Below are 18730 nucleotides of genomic sequence, written 5' to 3' on the forward strand. Positions count from 1 at the left end.
ACGTAACGCAAACAATCAGCCATTTGCCTCGCTATTTGCCGACGCCTTGGCTGAGCCCTCTGATGAACTGCCGCGAGAAAATCACGTAGAGGGCGACGAGTGGCACGACGCCAAGCGTCAATGCGGCAAGAAGGGCCGGATAGTCGCTGAGAAACTGACCGACAAACTGCTGAACACCGAGCGTCACAGTCTGGTTGGCCTTGCCAGGCGCCAGGATCAGCGGGAACCAGAGGTCGTTCCAGACCGGCAGCATGGTCAGCGTTGCAACCGCAGCAAGGCCGGGCTTGACCACTGGCAGCACGATGCGGAAGGTGCGGAATTCGCCCGCGCCATCCATGCGCGCCGCTTCCTTGATCTCCGTCGGCACGGTGCGGAAATAGGCCATCATCAGGGTGACCGCGATCGGTATGCTCATCGCCGTATAGACCAGGATCAGCGCCGTCAGCGTATCGACGAGGCCCCATGTGATCATGATCTTCAGGATCGGTACGGTACCGAGGCGTATCGGCAGCATGATGCCGACAACGAAAAGCGCGGCGATCACTGGCGTGATCTTCAGACGGTATTCCGTCAGGCCGTAGGCGGCGAGCGCCGAAAGGACCACAGTCAACACGATCGTCGAGACCGTAACGATCAGGCTGTTGCGATAGTTCAGCAAGAAATTGCCACGGGTGAAGACACGAATATAGCCGTCGACGCTGAAGGTCGCCGCCGTCGGCAGGTCGAAGGGACCCCCGAAAATGGCGGGTGTCGTCTTGAACGAATTCAGAATGACGACGCAGATCGGGCCGAGCGCCAGAAGCACGAAGAAGATGAGCAGCCCGTGGACGATGAGCCGGTCGAGCAACATGCGGTGGCGGCTCGTGCCGTAGAAGGTGGAACTGACCTTGCTGGACGATAACATCTGTTCCGCTCCCTAGATCTGATGGGCCTGGAGGCGGCGCTGGATCAGCCAGAAATAGGCGCCGGTCACGAGAAGAATGATGACGAAGATGACCGTCGCCACCGTCGCGCCGAGATCGAGATCGGCGACCTGGCCGCTCGATCCGAAGAAGGTTCGGTAAAACAACGTCCCGAGAATATCGGTGCTGTAGTTCGGCCCGGGGGCGGATCCGTTCAGCGCAAAGATCAGGTCGAACCCATTGAAGGTCCAGATATAGGTCAGGATGACGATCAGGCCGAACTGCGGAGCGATCAGCGGGAACTTGATCTTCCAGAAGATCCGCCAGTTTCCTGCGCCGTCGAGACGGGCGGCCTCGATGATATCTTCGGGGACAGCAAGAAGCGCGCTATAGAGAAAGAGCATGGGTATGCCGACATATTGCCAGACCGACATCAGCGAGATCGTCGGCAGGGCCGTCATCTCGTTGCCGAGCAGCGGAAAGCCGACAAGTCCCCAGAGCGGATTGATGATGAGCCGCCAGATGAAGCCGACGATGACGACCGAGAGCGTCGCCGGCACGAAGAGCAGCGTGCGGTAGATGCCCTCGGAACGACCGAGAAGCCCCGATGTCAGAAGCCCGGCCATCAACAGGCCGATCGGCACTTCGACGATCAGATGGATGAGGAAGAATTCGCAATTGTTCAGGAGCGCGTTCCAGAATCGGGCGCTCGTGACCGGATGCGTGAAGAGATAATAGTAGTTTGCCAGCCCCACGAACACGCGACCACCGGGGCTATCCGTATCGAAGAAGCTCATGACGATCGATGCCGCGAGCGGCAGAACGGCGAAGGCGAGATAGATTGCGAGCGCTGGCAGCACAAACAGAAAAAGGCTCCAGCGAGCCGTCGCAGGACGTGTCACCCGGTATCTCCGTAGTCTCGGCGCCGGGGTAGGCCGGCGGGTATCGGAAGCCTCGCGTACCGGAACAGCTGGTACGCGAGGGGCTCTTTCTTACTTCTTCTGCGGTGCGTACCAGGATGCAAGACCGGCCTGCAGTTCGGCTGCCGCCTTTTCCGGTGTAACGTCGTCACCGATCATCATCGTCTGCAGCACGCGCCAGATTTCGTCATCGAGCGGCGGGTTGCCTGCGCTCAGACGGTCCAGCGCCAGGCGCGGGGTCAGCTTGGCGCCCGTCTTCAGGTCGGCGAATTTCTGCGCCAGCGCATTGGTATAGGCAACGGGTGTGCTGCTCATGGCAAAGAAGCCGGGCGCGGCATTGACGTAGAGTTCCTGGAACTCCGGCGTCCCAAGCCAGGCGAGGAAAGTCTTTGCGGCATCCTTATGCTTGCCGGCCGCATTGATGCCGATCGCCATGTCAGGCATTTCCTGCAGGTAGCGCTGACCACCCTCCTTGGCCGCCGGCGGGCCGAAGACGCCGACATTGAGGCCCGTCGAGGTCACCTGATTGATGTTCCATGAGCCATCGGGAAGGATCGCCGCACGACCGATCGTGAAGAGCTGCGTCATGTCGGCATATTGCAGGCTCGCCTGGCCCTTAGGCAGGAAAGGCTTCCAGGCCGCGAAGGCCTTGAAGGCTTCGACGAATTCCGGATCGGTCAGTTTCTTCGTACCATCGATCAGGCCGAGCCGGCCCTCTTCACCATTCCAGTAGGACGGGCCGATATTGTAGAGGCCGTTATAGGCGAGCTGCCAGGATTCGGCGGAACCGTAGGCAAGCGGTTCGTACTTCCCGCTGTCCTTGATCTTCTGCAGCACCTTGACGAACTCATCAGCCGTCTTCGGCACCTCGAGGCCCAGTTCCTTGAAAATATCGATATTGTAGTAGAAGCCGGCGAGCACCGCGGCGACGGGCAGGCAATAGGGCGCACCCTTTGCATCCGTCCAGGCAGCTTTCGATGTCTCGTCGAAATTCTTGATCGCATCGAAATCGGCGAGTGAGTCGAAATAACCGCGACCGATCCATTCGCGATTGACGTCGAAGGGACGGCAGGTCAGGAGATCCGGGCCGGCGCCAGCCTCGATCTGTGATTGCATTGCTGCATTATATTCATTGGTGTTGACCGGCGCGAACTCGACTTTGATGCCGGGATTTTTGGCTTCGAAGGCGGGTATGATCTTGTCTTGCCAGACAGCAATGTCTTCCGTCCGCCAGCTGCCGAGCTTGATCGTGACATCTTCTGCCAGCGCACTGCCGGCCATCATCAGGGCCGCGACTGACACCAAGGCGCCGTTCAGCAATTCATGCTTTGAAAGCATTTGATAATCTCCCATTCTCGTCGCTTGAAACTGCTCCCGTCCCGGCTCATTAGAGGATCGTCCGGGGATTGATGACGGACGATACCTCTCAATACCAGTTGTGACAAGTTATATTTTTTATTTCCAGTTTTTGTCTTATGTGGTATTCGATCGGAAGGTTAGCGCGATCCATCGCGATAAATCGAGGGATGAAACATGATTGGTGTCGGACTGCTGGGGTCGGGGTTTATCGGCGAATGTTATGCCGACGCGCTGCTTGATGTGCGCAATGCGGAGTTGCGCGCCTGCTTTTCCCGCAGCACCGCCCGCGCTAGTGAATTTGCGCAAAAATGGAACGTGACTGCTCATTCCGACATGGATGGTCTCTGCGCCGATCCGACCGTCGACATCGTGATCATCGCGCTCCCGAACGAAATCCATCTCGAAGCGACGAGAACCGCCGCCAGGCACGGGAAGGCGGTCATCTGCACCAAGCCGCTCGCCCGCACGGAGGCCGAGGCGGCAGTCATGCTCAAGGTGGTGATCGAAGCGGGTATCTGGCACGGATATGCCGAAAGCTCGGTCTTTTCTCCCAATACCGCCAAGGCCTACGAGATGGTGAAGGCCGGCGGCATCGGCAGGCTTTTGACGATGCGCGCCCGCGAAGCCCATTCCGGCCCGCATGCGCCGCATTTCTGGGACGCCGAAACGGCCGGCGGTGGCGCCTTGCTTGACATGGGATGCCACACTGTAGAATCAGCAAGACACTTCTTCGGCAAGGATAATCCCGTAACCGAAGTCATGGCCTGGGGTTCGACGATGGTGCACGGCGACAAGACGACCGGCGAGGACGCGGCGATCGCCCTCCTGAAGTTTGCAGGCGGAGAGTTGGCGACCATCGAATCGTCCTGGATCGAAAAGGGCGGCATGCAGTTGCGCCACGAACTCGTCGGCTCTGAAGGCCGCATCGTGACGGACAGCTCCGTCGGCCCCGTCTGGGGCTTCGTCGGAAAGCCGGTGGGCTACACGGTTGAAAAGGCGGATGCCGAAACCGGGTGGGTCTATCCCGTGCCCGAGGAGACCCGCGCCTATGGTTTCTCCCAGCAGATGCGCCATTTCATCGATTGTTTTGCGGCCGGCAGAACCCCGTCCGAAACCTATGAAGACGGTGTGATCGTCAACAGGATCATCGATGCCTGCTATCGATCCATGAAAACCAGGCAGTGGGAAAAGGTTGCGGTAGGCCTATGATCGGAATTGAAGGCCAGGCGGCTCCCTTGCAGTCGGATTCTCCGGAACCGTTGTGGCAGCAGGCTGCAAAGGCGATCATGAAGGAAATCGCTGCGGGCAAACTGGTCTCGGGAAGCCGGTTGCCGCCGGAGCGCGATCTCCTGACGCGGCTTTCGATCAGCCGCGTGACGCTGCGACGCGCGTTGCAGAGCCTGGTGACGGACGGCGTGCTGGTCTCTTCGCACGGCCGCGGCTGGTATATTGCGACGGAAGCGCATCAGGAGTTCCCGCAGACGCTGGAATCCTTCAGCGAGACGGCTGCCCGCCTTGGCCTTGCACCATCATCGGAGGTGCTGCGGGCCGAAGAGGCGCCGGCGAGCCTTGACGAGGCGGAAGAACTCGGCATCGCACCCGGTGGGCCGGTCTTTCATCTCGATCGTGTCCGGATGCTCGACGGCGTACCTGTGGCAGTCGATCAGTCGTTCTTTCCGTCGATCCGCAGGCTCGACATGTCAGCGATCGACTTCAAGACGGCGTCGCTGTTTCGCCTCCTGAGCGGAGCGGGCTTCGACCTTGCCCGCGCAGAATCGACAATCGAGGCGCAGGCGGCGGACAAGACGCTCGCCCGGCATCTCGGCATCGAACAGGGCATGCCGATCCTTGCCATGCGCCAGCTGGTCGAAGACGGCAATGGGCGTCCGGTCATGGCCTCGACGATCCGTTATGCCGGCGACCGCTATCGCCTGCGCACCTCCTTTTCACGCACCGGTAAAGCGGGCGGCTGAGGCCCCTTTCAAGGTGCATGACAGCCGGCAATATGTTGCGCCGGCGGATGAATTCAGGACCAGGGAGAAGACCGGAATGGTCAAGGGTTATATTTCGCTTGCCGAAGCGCGCGCTTCGCAGGCGAGCGCGCTCGAAAGAGCAATTGCCGAAATCGGTGAAGAAGTCACAACCGCATCCGAGGCATTCAAGGGCCCTGGCCCCATCTTCATGGGCATCGGCGCAAGCTTTGCGGCCTGCTCGGCCGCGGTCTGGGCGCTGCGTTCGCGCGGCATCCACTCGTGGCGCCTCAACGGCGGCGAATATCCGGTCCCCTTCCCGGCCTCGAGCCATCCCGTCATCGCCGTCTCGCAGAGCGGCAAGAGCACCGAGACACTTGCGGTTCTCGATTCGATCGACCGCAGCCTTCGCATGTCGGTGGTCAATGCCAAGGGCTCGCCGGTCGCCACCGCCTCGTCGACCAATATATCGCTCGGCGCCATTCCAGACAGCTATGCCTCGACGATTGGCTATACCGCCACAATCGCAGCCCTCGGCATGATTGCCGAAGCCTGGGATGGTGGCGCAGCCGATCCGAGCTGGGCTGATCTTCCGGCCGCTTTCCGCCAGCTGGAAAGCGAGCTTTCGCAACAGATCGGCGCGATTCTTTCGCGCATGGAAAGCGCCGCCTATGTCGACTGCGCGGCGATCGCGTCTTCCGCCGGTTCGGCGGAAGTCGGCTCGCTTCTGCTGCGCGAGATTGCCCGCATCCCCTCGACCGGCATGTCGACCCGCCAATATCTTCACGGCGCCATGGAATCGGCCGGAAAGGGCGTGCATATTCTCTTCGGCGACGAGCGGGAGGCAGTACTGGCAACGACACTGACAAAGGCCGGCCATCATACGATCCTCGCCGGCCCAGTGCAGGCTGAGGCGAACGAATGGCTGACCTATATTGCGCTGCCGCGCGTGTCGGTGACCCAGCGACCGATCCTTGAGGCGCTCATCATGCAGACCATTGCAGTGGAGACGGCCGTTGCGCGAGGGCTCGATCCCGACGCTTTCGTCTTCCACCACAACGACACCAAGGTGGCCTGACCATGACTGGCAAAACATGCCTCGTCGCGCTCGATGTCGGCGGAACCAAGACGCATCTGGTCGTCGAGACGCTGGCGGGCGATCGCATCCTCGATACAGTCATCAGCAGCCATGACTGGGATGCAGAACCCGCGGCCCATGGCGCCGACTGGCTGGCCGCACGGCTGAAAGCCAATCTGCCTTCAGATATTGCCGCCGCCTCGATCGCCTTCGGTGCGCAAGGCATCAACCGCGCGGATACCGGGCGGGCGCTCGAAACGGCCCTGCTCGATCGCGGCTACCGCGTCCATGCCGTCAATGACGCAGCGCTCATCGTGCCCGCTGCCGGCTTTGCGGCCGGCATCGGCGTCATCGCCGGCACAGGCGCGATTGCGGTTGGAACGGATCCGGACGGACAGCCGCTGTCGGCAGGCGGCTGGGGATGTGTGATCGGTGACGAAGGCGGGGCAGCCGCCCTCGTGCGCGAGGCGACACGCGCGGCGCTCAAGGCGCATGACGAAGGTCGGCCTGATGACGGACTTCTCTCCGCCCTGATCCAGGATTTCGACGTCGAGGATGCCGAGCGGCTGACCCGCAAGGTCAATGACGACCCGAGGGCCGAGAACTGGGCGCCGCACTGCGCTGCCATCTTCGATGCGGCGGACCGGGGATCGCTGCTGGCGGCAAAGGTCATCGCTCAGGGCGCCGCCGATCTTGCCGCACTTGTCGGCCAACTCAGAAATCGCGGCGCCATCGGCAATGACGTGGTGGTCGCGGGAAGCGTCATCGTCAATCAGTCACGACTCTTCGAAGCGTTCAAGGTGGCGCTGCGTCAAGAGCATCCCCGGCTCGCGGTCCACAGACTGACAGTTTCTCCGGTCGAGGGCGCCCTGTTTCTTGCGCGTGCCGCGCTGAAGCCTGCGGCCCAATAAGTCCAACCGGTCATATCGTCCAAGCGGCCATCTAGAGGCCAGCCGGCCAATCCGGCTGGCCTCTTCAGTTTTGATTATGCGCCCTTCCAGACGAGCTTGGCATTGGCAAGTTCACGCGCGCCAAGGCCGCCCAATTCCCGCCCGAAACCCGAGCCCTTGACGCCGCCAAATGGCGCACGCGGATCGGAGCGCACGAAATCATTGATGAACACGGCGCCGGCCTCGATCCGAGACGCGACGCGCTCGGCGCGGTCCGGATTGCTGCTCCATACGGCTGCGCCGAGGCCGTACTCGGTGTCGTTTGCAAGCGCGACCGCCTCATCCTCGTCCTTGAAGCTGTAGAGCATGGCGACCGGGCCGAAGAATTCCTCGCGGGCTACCGCAGCATTCTTCGGCAGACCGACAATAACGGTCGGCTCGTAAAAAAAGCCGGGACCGCCGATCGGCTTGCCGCCGGTCAGGACCTGTGCGCCCGCCTTGACGGCATCGTCGACCTGCCGCTGAACATTGTCGCGAATATCGGAACGGGCGAGCGGCCCAAGCTTTGTTTCAGCCTTCATCGGATCGCCGACCTGAATGCGCTTGACCGCATCGACGAAGGCGGCGGTGAAACGCTCGGCGATAGGCGCATGGACGAAGATCCGCTTGGCGGCGATGCAGCTCTGGGCATTGTTTGAATAGCGCGACACCACCGCCATCTGCACGGCCTTGTCGAAATCCGCATCATCGAAGACGACGAAGGGATCCGAGCCGCCAAGTTCCAGCACGACCTTCTTGCCAAGTGAGCCCGCCTGCTCGGCAACGGCCCGGCCGGCTGCCGTGCTGCCGGTAACTGTCACGGCCGCAATCCTGGGATCGGCGATAACGGCCGGGGCGCGCTTGCGATCGATCGCAAGGTTGGAATAGAGGCCCCGCGGCGCGCCGGCATCGAGGATCAGCTTCTCGATTGCCGCTGCGGATCCCTGCACCGTTTCGGCATGCTTGACGATGACGGTATTGCCGATGAGGGCCGCCGGAATGAAGAAGCGCAACACCTGCCAGAAAGGCAGGTTCCACGGCATGATGCCGAAGATCGGGCCGATCGACTGATAGACGATCTTGGCCGGCGTGCCGGCGATCGGCTCGTCACTGACGTAGGCAAGGCCATCGCTCGCGAAATGCCTTGCGCCAAAGGCGGATTTCTTGATCTCCCCCTGCGCCTCGGCGAAAGGCTTACCCATTTCCGCGACGATCAGGGCGGCATATTCGTCAACGCGCTGCTCTAGAAGGTCGGCAAGCCGGTTCAGGAATGCCGCCCGGTCCTGCAGCGACGAGGCAGACCATTGTTTCCAGGTCTCATGCGAGCGCTGGAGGATCGCTTCGACTTCACGGTCGCTGTGCTCCTCGTAGGTTCCGATCAATTGGCCATCAGTTGGATTGTAGGACAGGAAGCCCATCTAAATCTCCTCTTGTTTAGCAGGCAGGTATTGGTTCGAGGAGGCATCAGCCGCCTCCTTGAAGCAGAGAGAAACCGGCGGCAAAGCAGAGTGTGACCGCGCCGAACGCGGAGAGCTCACGCCGCCAGGGGAATACGCTTTCGAGCGCCATCCAGGCCGACAATGCCGCCATCCAGACCATGTTCGTGACGCCGCCTGCGAGCTGCAGGAGGACCATCGTGATACAGCAGGCCGCCCGGCACGCGACCCGGCCTCGAATGATATCGCGCAGCAGGAGCAGGACCGCGCACGCAAGCACGGCCGGCACAAAAACCGGCGCGATGAAACGGCCGCTATCATCGACAAGGCGTGCCGATCGAAACATCCATTCGCCGAATGCACCTGCAAGCGCGACGGCCACAAGCATAGGGATCGACGAGAACACACCCGTCTCGATCCGTTTCTCGCCAACCGCAAACCGCTCACGGTTCAGCGCGCGGGCCAGAAAGGCGGCGGGCGCCGTCATCGCGACCATCATGGCCAGCCATGAAAGCGCGAGCTCCGCTAGGCTGCCGGCAACGTCGGGGGACAGTCTGCCGGCTCGACAGATGATCTCGCCGAATGTTTGCGGAATGTAGGAGAGGACGGCCCAGGCGGAGAGACCTGATAGCAGCATGCCGTAATTGGCAGCGGTCCGGCTTGTCTCCTGTCTTGTCATTGCCGTAATCCCTGACATCTTGAGGGTCTTGGGGCGGGAGGCCGGCAGGGGATATCGCCGGCCTTCACCTGGTCTCAGCAGCAGCAGCTTCCCCCGCCCTGCCCAGCCAGCACGCTCGCCTTGTTGACGACGGGCGGCAGATTGTTCGAGGGGTTGACCGGAAAGAAGCCTGCCGGCGCCAGCGAGAAGCCGCAGGAAATGCAGGGCTGAACCGGGAAATCTTCCGCGCGCACGACATGGTGCAGGCCGAAACTGTGCCAGAGCACGATGTCGGTATTGTCGACATTACGGTCCTGTTTCACGAGTTCGGCAAGACCGTCACTCCCGTCGGAATTGGCAACGAATTCGCCCCCCGGATAGCGCTCGTTCTCGTTGAACGGCGTCACCCAGATATGATTGCGGATGAAATTGGAGCGGATACCCGACGGGCCGTCCTCCTGGATCATCGGTGTGACGCAGTTCGGCGCATGCAGCTTGTAGGCTACCGGCTTGCCGACATGGTTGAGCTTATTGGGATTGATCACTTTCCAGCTGCGATGCGTGGAAAGATCAGCCCGCCGCGCCGCAGCAAGCTCAGTCTTCAAGACCGTGTCGACGGCATGAAACGCGTTTCCATAGGGATTGCTTTCGCTATAGGGCTCCATATAGGAATTGGTCTCCACGACGCTGTTGCCGCTGCCATCGACCGCCATATCCAGCCGGGCGCAGAAAATATGCTGGTGGATCGGCGCGCCGAGGCCGGGCTGGATCTCCGTCGAATATTTGTCCGGCTGGCCGGGATGGCAGGCATTGGTGTTGACGATGCCCGTCGCCTTCATCTCGAATTCGATCTCGCCAGCCTGATCGAGATACCAGTATTGGGCATATTCATAATTGCCGACGGTGCAGATGCTGGAGATGACGAGCTTGCGACCGCGATGAAGGACCGTGCGGCCAGTGCGGAAATCCCAATGTTTCCAGAGAATGCCTGCGTCCTCCTCGTGAATGCAGACCGCCTTCTCGATGGTGACGACCTCGCCGTTGAGGCCATTCACGTGCGCGTCGAGATACTGGATCTGACCGAGGCAGTCGCAACCGAGGCGAAGCGAATTGGTGAGCTTGCCGAAGCCATATTCACCGACATCGAAAATATTCTGCCGGGCGTGACCATAGAGCGGCGATCCATAGGGAACGACGAGTTCGGCCACCGCGGCGCGGCGCACGACCGAGCGTCCGTCATAGCGGATATCGTGAAGCACCAGCCCCTCGCGCGGCGTAAAGCCGATGGCAAGCGTCCACTTGTCCCAGGAGATCGCATGATCCTTGATGGTGAAGCTCACACCGTCGGGCTGGACGACGTCGAGCGGCTTCAGGGGTGCGGCTGGAGCCGGCAGGAATTCCGGATCGTAATCATAGCGCGTCATCGGGATCGGCGGGTGATCCGGATAATCGTCGACACGCAGAACCTCGCCGGTCTTCACATCGATGACGGCATTCAGCCCTTCGATCGGATGGGCGTAATAATTGCCGAACTCATGGACGCGCAGCCAAGAGAAGGTATGCGAGATCAGCCGGCCCTCCTCATCCTCGTGACCGAAATTGCCGCCCGACCAGGAATCGACGATGACGCCGGTCATGTCGGCGATGCCACGCTTGCGGCAGGCTTCGATGAAGCGCGGATCGTTCTTGACGTTGACCTCCACGCTCATCATCTGCTCGACCATGAAGCCTGCGCGCGCGGTCGGAAAATGCTTGCGGCGGATGATCGCCTTGTCAGCAATCGAGACGATCAGTTGCCAGACGCCGCGCACCTCGAGATGGTTGACGTTGACACGGGCCTCGCGCGGCAGCGGCGCGCCATCGAGATAGGCACGATATTCGGCCGGCGTCGGCTCGCGCAGGTCGATGTTTTCGAAGAGAACGCCAGGGCCAAGCTCGGGATCTGCCTTCACGGTCGCGACGACCACATTGATCTCATCGGGGCTCAACGGTTTCAGCGCCTGCAGATGCTCCGGCGGCGGCGGTGCGGCGGCGGGTTTCAGGCTGGCGGGATTGACGGTCTCATTCATCGTTCTGTCCTCGAATTCTTGGCCCGGAGGTTCTGCCTCCGGCGGTCTCAGGCGGGAAGTGGCGGGCCTTCGCGGCCCGCTCCTGTCGTGAACATCCGCGCCGGTTACTGGCGCAGCGTCGTCCAGATGCGGTCATAGGCACGCGTCGCCTTTTCCTCGCAGGCCGGCGCAAAGACGATCTTCAAATCCTCCGGCGGATTGAACTCCGGCGATTCACCCGTTTCCTTCGGCAGGAACTTGTCGGAGCCGGTTACCGCGCTCTGATAGCCGGTCGATTTCTGCTGCAGAGCAATGTTTTCGGGATCCATCAGGAAGTTCAGGAACTTCTTGGCGTTCTCGACATTTGGCGCGCCCTTCGGCACGGCGACATTGTCCATCCAGCCGATGACGCCCTCCTTCGGGAAGACATATTTGACCGTCGGCTTCTGCAGCCGCGAGGCGAGCGCCTTGCCCGACCATTGCTCGTGCATGACCGTTTCGCCCGAGACCTGCCGCTCGGTCGTGCCGTCAGAATTATAGACCTTCACGAAGGGCTTCTGCGCCTCGAGCAGCGCATTGACCGCCTTGAGGTCGGCCGGATTGCTGTTGCACTGGTCCTTGCCGAGATAGAGGAGCGCAAGCGACATGACTTCGGATGGCGAGCCGAACATGCCGATCTTGCCCTTCAGGTCGTCGGAAGGTTCAAACAGCGCCTTCAGGCTGTCGGTCGGCCCCTTGTAGGCGGCGGTATCGACGGAATAGGACGTCGTCCCCCAGACCCAGGGCACGGTATATTCTGCCTTCGGATCCCACGGACGCTTCTGCCATTTCGGGTCGAGATTCCTGAAGTTCGGCATTCCGGCCACATCGACCTTCTCGAACAGGCCCTGCTTGACGAAGATCGGCACGAAGTCGTTGGAAATGATCATCACGTCGTAACCAGCAGCCCCCGAGCTTATCTTGGCGAGCGCCGTCTCGTTGGAGTCATAGGTGTCGATTGTCACCTTGATGCCGGTTTCGGCCTCGAACTTCTTGACCATCTCTTCGGACGTGTAATCCGTCCAGTTGTAGATATGCAGGACGCCGGCGTCAGCGCGGGCGATAGCCGGTGCGACGATGGCAAGCAGACTGGCCGTTGCCAGCATCCTCTTTGCGTTTTTCATGTTCACCCTCTTTGTTATGATTGTTTGTTGTTCTGGCTGTTTCGCCCGAGCAGCAGCGCGCCGGTGACGAGCACGAGCGAGATGCCGAGCAGGATTGTTGAGATGGCATTGACCTCCGGCGTCACACCGAGGCGCATCATGCCGTAGACATAGATGGGCAGCGTGGTCGATCCGGCGCCGGACACCATCAGGCTGATCAGGAAGTCATCCAGCGAGACGACGAAGGCCATCAGGGCGCCGGCGAAGATTGCCGGCAGCAGCAGCGGAAGGGTGACATACCGGAACAGCTTCCATTCGCTGGCGTAGAGATCGCGCGCCGCCTCTTCGAGACGCGTGCCGAGATCGCGCAATCGCGCCTGGATCGGCAGCAGGGCGAAGGGAATACAAAAGACCGTATGGGCGATGATGAGATTCAAAAGCCCGTTGGTCATGCCGAGCGCCGAAAAGAAGATCAGCGTCATGATCGCGACGATGATTTCGGGAACGATCAGGGGGAGCGCGATCAAGGAGGTAACTAGACCGCGCCCCCCCTTCAGGTCACCGCGCTCGAGGGCGATAGCCCCGGCCGTTGCAATCACTGTGGAGGCGATTGTCGCGGCAATGGCGATGATGATGCTGTTGAAGGCGGCACGCCTGATATCCTCGTTGGCGGCCACCTCGCCGAACCAGCGCAAGCTGAAGCCGGACCAGACGGTCACTAGTTGATTGGCATTGAAGGCGTAGACGACAAGGATAACCAGCGGCAGATAGAGAAAGACCAGGATGACGGTCGTAAAGGCGCCAAGGCCCGGCGTATGGCGCCAGTCGAAGGGGCGCGGCGTTCTCATCGGCGTGCCTCCTCGGCCTTTTTCGAGCGGCTGACGAAGATTGCCAGAACGGCAATCGTCACCAGGATCGAAAGTGCGGCGCCAAACGGCCAGTTGCGCGAGGAGGTAAACTGCATCTGCACCAGGCTGCCGATCAGGAGCTTCTTACCGCCGCCGAGCAAATCGGGCGCTAGGAACGAGCCGAGTGAGGGCGCAAAGACGAGGCTTGCGCCGACGAGCGCGCCGGGTCTTGCAAGCGGCCAGATGACGCGGGCGAAGACCGCCCGCCTGTTCGCATAGAGATCGTAGGCAGCCTCGATCAGGCGCGGATCGATGCGTTCAAGGGTCGAATAGATCGGCAGCACCATGAAGGGCAGGAATGTATAGACCAGTCCGAGCAGGATGGACGCGTCATTGTAGAGCAGCGGCAACGGTGTCGAGATCACGCCCGCCGCCTTCAGGAGCCCGTTTGCCAGTCCTTCATCGCGCAAAATCAGAACCCAGCAATAGGTTCTGATCAGCGTATTGATCCAGAATGGCAGGGTAACGAGAAAAAGCAGCGTGCGGCGGCGGTTCTCATCCTGGCAGACAAGATACCAGGCGACCGGAAAGCCGAGGATCAGGCAGATCACCGTCGTCAGGCCGGCCAGATAGACCGAGCGCAGGATGATGATGACGTAGCTCCAGGAAAAGACGAGCGTATCGTCGAAATCCCGCTGGAACAGGAACTGGACATAGGCATCCGCCGTCAACGGCATGTCGACGCCGCCATAGGGATTGGCGGTCATGAAGGAATAGGCAACGGCGACCAGAAGCGGCACGACCATGAAGATGCCGATCACCAGGACAGCGGGGGCTGCGAGCGTCAGGGTGCGCTGGCTATTCATTCCACCCTCCCCTAATTCGCCAGATGCCGTTCGGCATCGCTTGGCCAATCGAGGATGACGGGCTGACCGGCATCGAGGCCAGAGATGGACTGCCGGCTTCGGCTTCGCAGACGCTCGCCATTGTCGAGCGTGATCTCGTAAAGCGTATCCAGACCAAGATAAGTGATGGAGGTGATCGTGCCGCGGATCTTGCCGGGCAAACCGCTGGCCAGCATTGAAAGCGCGATCCGTTCCGGCCGCACGGCAACCATGATATCGCTCCCGTGACCGACGATCGCCCCCGGCAACACATTGGATTCACCGATGAAATCGGCAACAAAGCGGCTTTTCGGATTGTCGTAGATTTCCCGCGGCGCGCCCATCTGCAGGACACGGCCCGCCGACATGACGGCGATACGGTCGGACATGGCGAGCGCCTCTTCCTGGTCATGCGTCACTAGGATGAAGGTGATGCCGGTTTCCTGTTGCAGTCGCTTCAGCTCGCCCTGCATCTCCCGGCGTAATTTCAGATCGAGAGCGCTGAGCGGTTCGTCGAGGAGCAGAACCTTCGGGCGCGGCGCAAGCGCCCGGGCCAGAGCCACGCGCTGCTGCTGTCCACCAGACAATTGCCGCGGCAAGCGCGAGGCCATGCTTTCGAGCCGCACGAGCCTCAACGCTTCGGCGACACGGGCCTGGCGATCGGATTTCGCTACCTTCTGCATCTGCAGCCCGAATGCGACGTTTTCGGCCACCGTCATGTGCGGGAAAAGCGCATAACTCTGGAAAACTGTGTTCACCGGGCGCTTTTGTGGAGGCAATGCCGAGCTGTCCGCCCCCTCGATCAACACCTTTCCGGCGCTCGGAAGCTCGAAGCCGGCGATAATTCGCAAAAGTGTTGTTTTACCGCAGCCGGAGGGACCGAGCAGCGTGAAGAATTCGCGGTCACGAATCCGCATGGACACGTCGTCCAGAGCCGTGAATGCCTCCGCCCCTTTTGCGAGGAACGATTTTGAGACGTTTTCGATGCTGATCATCGCTTGCAAGACGGCCTCGCATTACCACCAAATAACTAGTTAGTTACAAGCTATCAGCGGGAAATTTGCATTGTCAAGTTGAGTGTTTCACTTTTATTTTCGATCCCATCGTCACATGAAAAAACTCGTCGAAAGTCGGGCTCGCGATTCACACATCTGATTTTTATTGCTTATTTTCTGATATTTTTCTTCAGTCGACACCATTTCGGATTTCCATGGCACAACCAGTAGTTAAGCATCGCCAACTTCGCAAGAAGACGGCGTTCGGGTCAGGCGTGGCGATCATGCGACAGAACTCACCTGTCTGCGAGATTGAACTTCATCGATGTCATCCCGGTTCTTCGTTCACCCTTAATGCTCCTGAAACCGCCTTGTGCGCGGCCGGCTGATCCAGCTCTTCGGCGTCTTCGAGCCAAGGCGGAGTTTCATTTTTTATCCGCCATAGACGAAAAGATAACACAACACTTTTTATTTAAAAGGATTTTGATAAAGATCGGGCTGATGATAAGAATGCGACCATGAATTTGCGCCTTGACCGTGAAGGCGTGCTACCCGGCACGAACCTCCTTCAGACCCGCACGCTCAACAGACGGGCCGTTTTCGATGCGGTGCGCCGCAGCGGACCGATTACGCGCACCGAGCTCGCTCAATCGATCGGCCTGACTGTTCAGGCTATTTCCAATATTGCCGCCGAGCTTGAGGAAGCCGGCCTCATCCGGCAGGAGGGCCGACGCTCGGGGCAGCGCGGTCAGCCGGCGGTCGAGCTGTCGCTTAATCCGAAGGGCGGATACACCATTGGACTGAGCCTTGCCCATCAGCGCATCACCGGACTTCTCGTGGACCTGACCGGTAGTGTGGTGGCAAGCGAAACAAGGCCGCTGCCAGAGCGAGATCCGGCAACCACGGCAGATGCTCTCGGCGAACTCGCGCTGCGCCTGCTGGTAGCCGGCGAAATTGAACGCCAGCACGTATGGGGCGTCGGTTGCAGCGTACCCGGAACTGTCGAGAACGGCACCTTCTGGTACGATAAGGTTCAGGAAGGTGACGACTGGACGAAATTTCCGCTGACCGCGCGGCTGGAGGATCTAACGGGTATCAAAACCTTCGTGGAAAACGATGCCACGGTTGCCGCCATTGGCGAGCGGCTTTACGGGATTGGCCGATCGGTTCGTTCCTTTTTCTACCTGCATTTCAACCTGGGCATCGGAGGGGGCCTCGTTCTCGACGGCCAGCATTATCGTGGCGCTTTCGGCGGAGCCGGTGAAATCGGTCACCTGATCGTCAAGCCGGGCGGCAGATTGTGCGCCTGCGGAAGCCGTGGCTGTCTGGAACAATATGTTTCCTTCTATGCGGCAGCTGAGACCATCTGCGGCCCGACCCGAACGCCGGATGAGGTTTCGGCAGAAGAACTCGTGGCCTGCATGCTGGACGATGATCCGCGATTGACCGCCTGGCTGCGCGAGGCGGCGCACTACCTGCGTATTGCCATCCGCAATATAGAAGCCATGTTCGACCCGGATACCGTGGTCATTGGCGGTGGCTTGCCGGCCGAGATATTGGACCGGCTCATCGATGCAACTTCACCGCTTCTGCCTGCCATGATCCACCGACATGCAAGCCCGTATCCCCGATTGATGCGCGCCGAACACAGCTCGGAGCTTCCTGCTCTGGGGGCAGCGGCGTTACCGATTGCCATCGCTCTGCAACCCGGCGTCTCTGCCGTCAACGCGACCACTTCCTCTGCGGCGGGGATTGATAATCCTGCCCTGCTGACACTCGGCATCGATCTCGGCCGGCGGTGAAATCTCGTCAACCTCGCCCGGACGCTTGTCGAACACCCTACTCGGCTGGAGCTTGTCACAGGTGTCGTTGAGCTGTTCCGCGACGGAAGCATCACGCTTCCTTCGCCCCCGGGGCACGCGCCCGGAAGCCAATCTCTGACGGTTCATCCGGAGAACACCGAATACGTGATCCTCTCCGGCGACGTGATCCACCTGGGAGTCAACTTCGAACGCGATATCGTTCCGAAGCCGATGTGAACAAGTCAGAGTCCTTCGCCTCCATGGAGCGCGTCATAGCATTCATGACGAAATCCCGTGCAGGGCTCTTCATCAACCACGACAAGCAACAGACAGGCACGCCGAAGCTCCTGCCGGACTACTACGATTGGTGAGCCAAGGGCCCTGTAACCTGCGCTGGGCAGTGGTACCGCCGGGAACTAGAAGGTGGCGGCAGTCTTCAACCCGAACACGTAGACGTCGTCGTTCTCGCTCGTTCCGCCGGGATGGTGGATATATTGCAGATTGGGGCGGACGAGCAGGCCGTTCGTCGGTCGATATGTGTAATAGAGCTCGGCAGCGTATTCGGATCCACCCGGATTATTGGGAGCGAACGCACGACTGTTGACGTGCGTCGTGCCTACGGCAAGGCCGATATCATCCTCGGGACGGGAATCGAACAATCCCTTGTAGACAAGCCCTGCAGCGACCTGATGGTCGGTGACAGATGTCCGCTTGTCTGCAAAGACCGCATTCAGAAAGAGACTGAGGTTTTCGCTTACCTGCTGCTGGAAGGTCAGGTACGCACCGTAGCGGCCCCGGTGCTGTTGCGCGGGAAGCCCGGTCAGTTCGAAAGGATCACCGTTGATGTCCCGGGAAACGTCATCGGCACTCGAGGTGTCATACCAGGCACCAACCTTGTAGCTGCCCGGCAGGGCACCGTTCGCGAACTGAGGAAGCCAGCCGATCTCGACGGGTATCAACGCTCCGGTCGAGTTGCTGAAGAAGACGGGCAGCACCTGATCGTCTACCCCGAGATATTTGGGGTTAACGTCATACACGCCCACCTGGAAGTAACCGAAACCGTTGATATTGATCTTGGCGCGCGTCGCCCACTGGCTGATGGGCCAATTGAAGATGTAGTTACCGACAAGATTCCCGAGATCGGATCCACAGAACGTGAGATTTTGAAAGTCGCAGGGGAATGCTGCAAAGTCCTCGTTCACTGGAATTCGCCCGATCTTCCAATCGATAAGACCGTTCGCGAACTGCTGCTCGTACCAGAAGTCCGTCAGCCGAATGGTCTGACCGCGCCCAAAGACTTCCTGAACTTGCTGGAGGGTGCCGAGAAGTGCGTCATCACTCAGGTTGCGCCCGGTACGCTGCGTCAGCGTCACTTGGAACTTTGCATCCGGGACGCCAAGCAATCGATCGAGGTCGAAGGTCACTCCGGCGGTATACTGGTCGGCATACCTGGCCTTGGTTTCTATGCCTCCGCCCGGATTGACGGCAAACTCCCCGACGTAGCCAAACTGAAAATCGATGCCCCGGTCGCGAAGGTCGGTGCGAGCGCCATTCCAGTCGCCGAACAGCCACTGTTCGGGCTCGCTGGCAACCGCCTTGGGCTGAGAAGCTGGAGGAATCGCGTCTCCGGCGTGCGCGAGGGAAGAACCGTCCAATGCAATGAGCATGATAGCCACTCCCACCGTCCTTGCATGACGCACTTCGATATCCTCCGATTAGACACGCGTCCCCTCAGCCTTGCGAGGTCGCGACTGAAAAC

The 18730-nt window shown here is 60.4% G+C and carries 17 protein-coding genes; 6 read left to right on the plus strand and 11 right to left on the minus strand.

The window, feature by feature from the left end:
* Positions 1-31: 31 nt before the first annotated feature.
* The 3 genes from FHT93_RS18420 to FHT93_RS18430 all read right to left on the minus strand — a co-directional run bounded on the left by FHT93_RS18420 (position 32) and on the right by FHT93_RS18430 (position 3160).
* Entirely contained in the window at positions 32-904 is an 873-nt protein-coding gene (locus FHT93_RS18420) for a carbohydrate ABC transporter permease (protein WP_246781632.1), read from the minus strand.
* 12 nt (positions 905-916) lie between these two features.
* Positions 917-1804, minus strand: a complete 888-nt coding sequence (locus FHT93_RS18425) for a sugar ABC transporter permease (protein WP_183848801.1) — start codon at positions 1802-1804, stop codon at positions 917-919.
* Between the two features lie 90 nt (positions 1805-1894).
* Complete coding sequence (locus tag FHT93_RS18430) at positions 1895-3160, minus strand: ABC transporter substrate-binding protein (RefSeq protein WP_183848803.1); 1266 nt, start codon at positions 3158-3160, stop codon at positions 1895-1897.
* A 195-nt stretch (positions 3161-3355) separates the two neighbouring features.
* On the opposite strand from FHT93_RS18430, the gene FHT93_RS18435 reads away from it, so the two are divergent.
* The 4 genes from FHT93_RS18435 to FHT93_RS18450 all read left to right on the plus strand — a co-directional run bounded on the left by FHT93_RS18435 (position 3356) and on the right by FHT93_RS18450 (position 7140).
* Positions 3356-4390: a Gfo/Idh/MocA family oxidoreductase gene (locus tag FHT93_RS18435; protein ID WP_112542605.1), complete on the plus strand. Its 1035-nt coding sequence runs from the start codon at positions 3356-3358 to the stop codon at positions 4388-4390.
* A complete protein-coding gene (locus FHT93_RS18440) occupies positions 4387-5154 on the plus strand; it encodes a GntR family transcriptional regulator (protein ID WP_112542606.1) in 768 nt (255 codons plus the stop codon). The genes FHT93_RS18435 and FHT93_RS18440 overlap by 4 nt, the downstream gene beginning before the upstream one ends.
* A gap of 76 nt (positions 5155-5230) precedes the next feature.
* A complete protein-coding gene (locus tag FHT93_RS18445) occupies positions 5231-6229 on the plus strand; it encodes an SIS domain-containing protein (RefSeq protein ID WP_183848805.1) in 999 nt (332 codons plus the stop codon).
* A 2-nt stretch (positions 6230-6231) separates the two neighbouring features.
* On the plus strand, positions 6232-7140 hold the full coding sequence (locus FHT93_RS18450) for a BadF/BadG/BcrA/BcrD ATPase family protein (RefSeq protein ID WP_183848807.1): 909 nt from the start codon (positions 6232-6234) through the stop codon (positions 7138-7140).
* A gap of 74 nt (positions 7141-7214) precedes the next feature.
* On the opposite strand, the gene FHT93_RS18455 is transcribed toward FHT93_RS18450, so the two are convergent.
* The 7 genes from FHT93_RS18455 to FHT93_RS18485 all read right to left on the minus strand — a co-directional run bounded on the left by FHT93_RS18455 (position 7215) and on the right by FHT93_RS18485 (position 15169).
* Positions 7215-8576: an NAD-dependent succinate-semialdehyde dehydrogenase gene (locus FHT93_RS18455; protein WP_183848809.1), complete on the minus strand. Its 1362-nt coding sequence runs from the start codon at positions 8574-8576 to the stop codon at positions 7215-7217.
* A 46-nt stretch (positions 8577-8622) separates the two neighbouring features.
* Positions 8623-9273, minus strand: coding sequence for a DUF2182 domain-containing protein (locus FHT93_RS18460; protein ID WP_183848811.1), 651 nt, complete (start codon positions 9271-9273; stop codon positions 8623-8625).
* A 74-nt stretch (positions 9274-9347) separates the two neighbouring features.
* Entirely contained in the window at positions 9348-11321 is a 1974-nt protein-coding gene (locus FHT93_RS18465; RefSeq protein ID WP_183848812.1) for a primary-amine oxidase, read from the minus strand.
* Positions 11322-11425: 104 nt separating this feature from the next.
* Positions 11426-12463: an extracellular solute-binding protein gene (locus FHT93_RS18470; protein ID WP_183848814.1), complete on the minus strand. Its 1038-nt coding sequence runs from the start codon at positions 12461-12463 to the stop codon at positions 11426-11428.
* 14 nt (positions 12464-12477) lie between these two features.
* Positions 12478-13290 (minus strand): ABC transporter permease, encoded by an 813-nt coding sequence (locus tag FHT93_RS18475; RefSeq protein WP_183848816.1) that lies wholly within the window; start codon positions 13288-13290, stop codon positions 12478-12480.
* Positions 13287-14156 carry an ABC transporter permease gene (locus FHT93_RS18480; RefSeq protein WP_112542614.1) on the minus strand — a complete coding sequence of 290 codons (870 nt, stop codon included), beginning with the start codon at positions 14154-14156 and terminating at the stop codon, positions 13287-13289. The genes FHT93_RS18475 and FHT93_RS18480 overlap by 4 nt, the downstream gene beginning before the upstream one ends.
* Before the next feature lie 11 nt (positions 14157-14167).
* The gene (locus FHT93_RS18485) at positions 14168-15169 is read right to left on the minus strand and encodes an ABC transporter ATP-binding protein (RefSeq protein ID WP_183848938.1); all 1002 of its coding nucleotides are present in this window, start codon (positions 15167-15169) and stop codon (positions 14168-14170) included.
* 518 nt (positions 15170-15687) lie between these two features.
* Between FHT93_RS18485 and FHT93_RS18490 the strand changes: the two genes are divergently transcribed.
* Together FHT93_RS18490 and FHT93_RS18495 are read left to right on the plus strand one after the other, a co-directional pair.
* On the plus strand, positions 15688-16971 hold the full coding sequence (locus FHT93_RS18490; protein WP_113015125.1) for an ROK family transcriptional regulator: 1284 nt from the start codon (positions 15688-15690) through the stop codon (positions 16969-16971).
* Between the two features lie 233 nt (positions 16972-17204).
* Positions 17205-17342, plus strand: coding sequence for a hypothetical protein (locus tag FHT93_RS18495; RefSeq protein ID WP_162728540.1), 138 nt, complete (start codon positions 17205-17207; stop codon positions 17340-17342).
* Between the two features lie 45 nt (positions 17343-17387).
* On the opposite strand, the gene FHT93_RS18500 is transcribed toward FHT93_RS18495, so the two are convergent.
* Positions 17388-18638, minus strand: coding sequence for a carbohydrate porin (locus FHT93_RS18500; RefSeq protein ID WP_113015177.1), 1251 nt, complete (start codon positions 18636-18638; stop codon positions 17388-17390).
* Positions 18639-18730 lie beyond the last annotated feature (92 nt).

The organism is Rhizobium sp. BK379 (genome assembly GCF_014193955.1).
GTDB lineage: Bacteria > Pseudomonadota > Alphaproteobacteria > Rhizobiales > Rhizobiaceae > Rhizobium.